Source organism: Patulibacter minatonensis DSM 18081, assembly GCF_000519325.1.
Taxonomy (GTDB): Bacteria; Actinomycetota; Thermoleophilia; order Solirubrobacterales; family Solirubrobacteraceae; genus Patulibacter; species Patulibacter minatonensis.
This window is the reverse complement of record NZ_KI912613.1, coordinates 2,723,234-2,729,702: the sequence shown is the minus strand read 5'-3', so window position 1 is coordinate 2,729,702 and position 6,469 is coordinate 2,723,234. Positions and strand designations below refer to the sequence as shown.

4 protein-coding genes are annotated in these 6,469 nt (G+C 73.7%); 1 reads left to right on the top strand and 3 read right to left on the bottom strand.

Translation table 11 applies throughout. The features are described 5' to 3' along the window. Window positions 1–48 precede the first annotated feature (48 nt). Entirely contained in the window at window positions 49–1,884 is a 1,836-nt protein-coding gene (locus PATMI_RS29695) for an FAD-dependent thymidylate synthase (RefSeq protein ID WP_157260739.1), read from the bottom strand. An 85-nt stretch (window positions 1,885–1,969) separates the two neighbouring features. Between PATMI_RS29695 and PATMI_RS0112605 the strand changes: the two genes are divergently transcribed. Beyond that, window positions 1,970–2,917 carry a DUF1963 domain-containing protein gene (locus tag PATMI_RS0112605; RefSeq protein WP_026911153.1) on the top strand — a complete coding sequence of 316 codons (948 nt, stop codon included), beginning with the start codon at window positions 1,970–1,972 and terminating at the stop codon, window positions 2,915–2,917. A 132-nt stretch (window positions 2,918–3,049) separates the two neighbouring features. Here PATMI_RS0112605 and PATMI_RS29690 read toward each other — a convergent pair whose 3' ends face one another. Both PATMI_RS29690 and PATMI_RS29685 read right to left on the bottom strand, forming a co-directional pair. After that, a complete protein-coding gene (locus tag PATMI_RS29690; protein ID WP_051471507.1) occupies window positions 3,050–4,648 on the bottom strand; it encodes an NADH-quinone oxidoreductase subunit N in 1,599 nt (532 codons plus the stop codon). Beyond that, window positions 4,645–6,468: an NADH-quinone oxidoreductase subunit M gene (locus tag PATMI_RS29685; RefSeq protein ID WP_051471504.1), complete on the bottom strand. Its 1,824-nt coding sequence runs from the start codon at window positions 6,466–6,468 to the stop codon at window positions 4,645–4,647. Before PATMI_RS29685 ends, PATMI_RS29690 begins: the two co-directional genes overlap by 4 nt. Between the last annotated feature and the right edge of the window lies 1 nt (window position 6,469).

The following is a 6,469-nucleotide window of genomic DNA, read 5'->3' as shown; positions in this document are numbered from 1 at the left end:
TGAACCGGCTGTCGATGGAGTCCTTCCCGGCCTTGGTCGGAGCGGCCATCAGTCCGGCCGACTTCGAGCCGAAGTTGCGGTAGCCGAAGTCGTGACGATCGCAGGACTTCTCGAAGAGGTCCGAGTAGTACTTGATCGGCTTGCCCGTCTCGCCGGTGAGAGCGAACTCCCCATTAGGGAGGTTATCCGGGGCTCGGTCGAGGCGTCGACGTGGCGCATCGCGGCGCCGATCGCCGGGTGGGCCTCGCTGATCAGGCGGTGCATCTCGTGCGCGACGGCGCGGTAGGAGGGGTGGCCCTCGCGGCCGGAGCGCAGCTCGATCATCTGCATCGCCGCGCGGGCGTTCAGGTCCATCGAGTACCGGATGCGGTAGCCGAGGGAGACGGCGTAGGCGGCCTCCTTCGGCCGGCCCTCGCCCCGGAGCGCGGCCCAGGCCTCCGCGGAACGATCGAGGGCGCGGCGGTACTCGCCACCGGCGCCGGCGCGCTCGACCTCGTCGGGGACCTCGGCGCCGAGCTCCGGCGTCAGGGTCTGCCACTGGATCGTCAGCATCCGGTGGCGCTGGAGGTCGCGGAACGCACCGTAGTCCGAGACGACGTCGAAACGGTAGCGCAGGCGCTCCAGGCCGCGGCCGGGACGGTGGCGGCGGTTCTCGCGCTCGCCGACCAGGTCCGAGAGCAGCGCGCCACGCTCCTCCGTCGACAGGCCCGCGACGGCGGCGCGCGCACGGTCCTCCCCCACCGCCGTGGACTCGTAGAGCAGCCCGGCGAGCAGGTCGTCCTCGTCGCCGTCGACGTGGACGAGGCGGACGCTCGCGCGCTGCTCTTCGGCGTCGCGTGCGTCGGCGCTCGCGGCGTCCAGGCCGAGCCTGCCGGCCCAGCGGTCGGCCGCGGCCTCGCGCTCCTGCAGGAACTCGATCCAGCGACCGCCGCGCTCCGGACGCTCCACGCGGGTGACGAAGCTCGGCGTGATCGCCTGCACGGCCTCGAGGATCCAGCGGCCGTAGCGCCGGGCCTCGGGCAACGGGTGCGCGAGGAGGTGGAGGATCAGGCCCTCGTACGTCTGCCCCGACGCGTAGATGCCGACGTGGCTCAGGGTCGACGCCGGGAGCAGGCCGCGCAGGAGGTCGAGCGCCTTGGCCTTGATCGCGCGCTCGTGGGCGGCCGGTGGCGTGCCGTCGGGCGCCGGGTACTGCTCCGCGCACCACGCGGTCATCCGCGGCAGGAGGGCCGCGTAGACACCGAAGACGTCGTCCATCGCCGACGCGTAGACCGGCCCGAGCGCGGGGTCGCGCAGGTAGCGGTACCCGGCCTCGGCCCCCGGGGCGGTCCCCGTCGCCGAGACGACGTCGGGGCCCGCGCCGACGCCGCTCGGCACCGCGCCCGGCCCGGCCAGCGGCGCCCCGTGGCCCGCCGCCCCGGCACCCGCACCCGGAGCCCCCTCCGCCAGCCACCGCTCGGCCGTCACCGCGTCGTCGAACGCGATGTAGCGCGTGGACTGCTCGAGGTACGCGCCGATCCGGGGGCGCTGGAGGAGCTTCGTCAGGACGTTCGAGCACCACTCCGCGGCGACGTGCAGGCCGCCGAGCTGGGCGACGGAGTCGTCGCCGTAGCCCAGGAAGATGCGGTCGTAGAGCTGCGCGGCGCGCTCGCCCTCCGCGCCGTCGTACGCGGCGCTCGCCCCGAGCTCCGGCAGCGAGTCGGCGAACTCGTCGAGGAACAGCCGGCGCAGCGTGCCGGGATAGCGGCTGTAGCGCGCGAACAGGGCGCCCTTGACGGTCTCGGGCAGCCCGACGAGCCCGAACACCGGCCGCGTGGGGTGCGTGACGTGCGGCGCCAGGCGCGCCGCCTCGTCGTCGGTCAGGGCATCGATCGGGTACTGCACGGGGACGGCACGCTACCGGGCCGACCGGCTGCACCCGCGGTCCCGCCCACCGGACGCCGCTCCGCACCGGGGTAGGCTCCGCGCCATGGGCTTCCTGGACCGCCTCCGTCGCAGCGGCCGGCCGACCGACCCACCCGTGCCGGCCGGTGCGGCGCCGTCCTCCGCGTCCCCGCCCGACGTGGGCGAGGCCGCCTTCGCGGGGTTCCGGGAGCTGGTGCACCGGGGCGCGGACGTCGACGCCCAGCGCGCCGAGATCGAGCGCGTGCTGCTCGCCCACCGCGTCCCCGCGCCGCTGGTCGCGCGCTTCCTCGCCGGGATGGTCGAGTGCGTCGCGCTCCTCCCCGCCGCCGACGGGGACGGGACGCCGGTCGGAGCCCGCCTCGGGGGCGACGCCGTGCTGCCCGACGGCGCCGCCTGGCCGGTCAACAGCCACGGCTCCCCGCTCAGACTCGTCGCGGTCGTCGACCTGGCCACCGTCCCGGGCCCCACGCCGCTCCCGGCGGAGGGCACGCTCGTCGTCCACTGGGACCACGAGTACTTCGAGCACGAGCCGATGGACTTCGTCGACGCCACGCACGTCCGCCTCCTCCCGCCCGGCGGGCCGACGAGCTCGCCCGCGCCGCCGGACGACGCCTCGCGCTTCGGCCCGATCCCGCTCCGCCCGGTGACCACGATCCTCCCGTCGGACACCGACGCCCTCGAGGACGACGCGATCCCGTCCGACGTGCCCGCGTGGGACCTCCTGGACGCGCTGCTCGGCGTCTGCCCGTACCAGCTCCTCGGTCCCTCGCGGGACATCCAGGGTCCCGTGCTCGACGAGGTCGCGTACTGGTTCGAGCACGCGCTCACGAGCACCACCGAGCGTTTCGACGCCGCGGAGCTGGCCGGCGAGGGCTGGATGCTGCTCGCGCAGTTCGACGAGGCGGACGGTCTCGAGTTCGGCGACGCCGGGGCGCTCTACCTGCTGATCCCGGAGGCCGACCTCGCCGCCGCCCGGTTCGACCGGGTCATGGGCGTCATGCAGTGCCACTGAGACGCCGAACCGCCACGACCCGGGGTCGCGCCGCGGCGCGCCCCCGCGGTGCGCCCGCCCGTCCGTGGAGGCGCACGCGGTGCGCGCGCCGGCCACCCACGGCGCTTCGGTGCGGCCCGGCGCCGCCCCGCCCTAGCGGAACAGCTCGGGCACGGCGCGCGCGACGTCCTCGACGACCGTCATCAGCGGCCCCGGGATCACGCCCAGGACGACGATGGCGGCGCCCGCGACGACGGCCAGGACCGTCATCGGGAGGATCGTCGCCCCGGTGACGACGACGGCGCCGCCACCCGGGACGGCTGCCGCCGGGAGGCCCTTCGGATCCGCGACGGCGGTCGTCGTGGCCACGGCCTCGGGGGCCTCGACCTCGACGGCCTGGCTCTGCGGGGCCACGGCGACCCCGGCGGGCTCGTCGGTCCACAGGCGCGCGACGACGCGCAGGTAGTAGACGAACGAGATCATCGATCCGACGACGAGGACGATCGCGAGCCACGAGTAGTCGCCGTCGACCGCCGCCTGGACGATCCGCAGCTTCGCGACGAAGCCGACGGTCGCGGGGACGCCCGCCAGGCCGAGCATCGACAGCGTCAGGGCGATCGCGTGCAGGGGCCGGCGACGACCGAGGCCGGCGAGGGCCGAGATGCCGTCGTGACCGCTCTCGCGCTCGGCGGCCTCGATCACCGCGAACGCGGCGGCGGTCATCACGACGTAGGTCAGGACGTAGAACACCGTGGCCTGGACGCCGAGCTTCGTCGCGACGACGACGCCGACGAGCATGTAGCCGGCCTGCGCGATCGAGGAGAACGCCAGCAGGCGCTTCATCGAGCTCTGGCCGAGCGCGCCGACGTTGCCGACGATGATCGCGATCGACGCGAGCGCGGCCAGGGCGGGGCCCCAGGCGTCGCTGGCCCCGATCAGGGCGCCGTCGAACAGGCGGAGGAACGCGATCAACGCGGCGACCTTCGTGGCTGTCGCCATGAACGCGGTCACCGGGGTCGGAGCGCCCTCGTAGACGTCCGGCGTCCACTGGTGGAACGGCGCGACGGACGACTTGAACGCCAGGCCGACGACGACCATCGCGACACCGCCGAGCATCAGCGGGTCGTCGCCGAGGCCCTTCGCGGCGACCTGGTCGGCGATCGCCGCGTAGTCGAGCGATCCGGTCGCGCCGAAGATCAGCGCGAAGCCGTAGAGCAGCGTCGCCGAGCCGACCGAGCCGACGATCAGGTACTTCAGGCCCGACTCGAGCGAGCGCCGGCGGTGCAGCTCGGTGGCGGCGAGGACGTACAGCGGGATCGACAGCAGCTCGAGGCCGATGAACGTCGTGATCAGGTTCTCGGCGCCGACGAACATCGCGCCGCCGGCGGCCGCGACGAGCATCATCGCGTGGTACTCGCCGTGCGCGGCCTCGCGCGGGGCGGTCGCACCGATCGAGAGCAGCACGGCGGCGATGCCGGCGACGCCGATGCCGACGACGCCGATCATCGCGAGCGGGTCGAGGCCGAGCGCGCCCGACATGAGGGACGTGTCCTCGTCCCACTGCCAGATCGCCAGGCCGATCGACGCGGCGAACGCGACGATCGTGAGGACGGGGACGAGGGTCAGGCGGGCGAACCGCGCGCGGAGCAGCCCGACGAGGAGGACGACGACGGCTCCGCCGAACAGCGCGATGAGCGAGGAGATCCCGGCCCAGTCGATGTGCGGGGCCTCGGTGACGGCGAGCGTGCTCATCGGCCGGCTCCTTCGGTCTGCGCGCTCGGCGGCTCCACCGGCTGGCCGGTGCTGGGGTCGACGGTCTGGCCGGTCGACGGGTCGACCTGGACGGTCGAGCCCGCCGCGCCGCCGGACGGCGTGGTGGCCTGCCCGGTGCTGGGGTCCACCCCGACGGCCCGACCGGTGTTCGGGTCGGTGGCGGGGTCGCTCTGCGAGGCGGGGCCCGTGGTCCTCGCTCCGCCGATCGGGCGGACGGTGCCGGCCGACGGCGGGACGTCCGCGAACGGCTCCGGCGCGATGTTCCGGGCCGACGGATCGGCCTCGAGGATCTTCCGGACGTGGTCCGGGCCGACGACGATCGCCGCCCGCTGGACCGCGCGCGTCGTGGCGTCGTCCGCGGCCTTCACCGTCTGCTGGGGGTGGAACGCCAGCGCGGCGATCAGCACGACCGGGATCGCCATCAGCGCGAGCTCGGGCCTCGTGCCTTCGCGGGGCTCGACCTTGGCCGCCACGCGGTTGTGACTGCCCCGGATGAACAGTCGCAGCGCGTAGACCGCGGCGAGCGCGACGCCGAGCGACGCGACGATCGCCAGCCCCTGCGCCGTGCCCTCCCAGGCGCCGCGCAGGATCAGGAACTCGCCGACGAAGTTCGCGGTGCCCGGCATCGCCAGCACCGCGTACGTGACGACGATGAACAGGACGGCGAAGACCGGCATCTTCGTCGCCGCACCGCCCATGTCGCGGAGGTCCTCGGACCCCCCGGTGCGCCGGCCGAGGATCGCGACCGCGAGGAACGCGCCGAAGACGGCGACCCCGTGGTTGACCGACTGCAGGAGCGCCCCGGACGCGCCGTCGGGCCGCAGGCTCATCACGCCGAGCGTGATGAAGCCGAGCTGGGCGACGGACGAGTACGCGAGCACGAGGCGCGCGTTGAACGTGGTCAGCGCGAGCGACGAGGCGTAGAGGATCGACAGCACCGCGAGGATCAGCACGACCCAGCGGAGATCGGCCGTGCCCTGCGGGAGGATCGGGAGGGCGATCTGGAGGAAGCCGTACACGGCGACCTTCGAGAGCACGCCCGAGAAGACCGCGAGGATCGGCAGCGGCATCGCCTTGTACCCGTCGGCCAGCCAGCCGTGGATCGGGAACGCCGGCATCTTCACGAGGAAGGCCGCGGCGAAGCAGGCGAACAGCCAGCCCTGCGAGCCCTCGGGGACCCCGCGCTGCGCGATCTCCTGGATGTTGTAGGAGACCGCCTGGCCGTCGGGCGTCGCGAGCACGCCGACCGCGATCGCCGCGACGAGCATCAGGAGCGACCCGACGAGCGTGTAGACGATCATCTTGATCGTCGCCCGGACGCGCTCCTCGTTCGTCCCGTTGCCGAACTGGGCGGTCAGGAAGAAGAACGGGATCAGCATCAGGTCGAAGAACGCCACGAACAGGATCAGGTCCTGTGCGAGGAGGGCTCCGAGCACCGCGGTCTGCGCGATGCCGAGGTGCAGGATCACGTGCTTGGCGCGCGGATCGGTGCCGAGCGACGTCGTCGCGATCCAGAGCGACGAGAACGCGAAGCCGACCGTGGTCAGCAGCACGAGCCACACGTTCAACCCGGTGACGGCCAGCTGGTACCGCACGCCCAGGGCGCTGATCCAGGTGGTGTCGGTGACGTGCTGGAACGCCGAGCCGTGGGGCTCGAAGTCGAGGACCAGGACGATGGAGAACGCGAGCGCCAGGACGGCGCCGAGGACGCCCACCCAGCGCACGTGGCGCGCGGGGACGAGGAGGCCCAGCAGCCCGAAGAGGGCAGGGAGCCAGAGCAGGATCGACAGGTGCAGCATG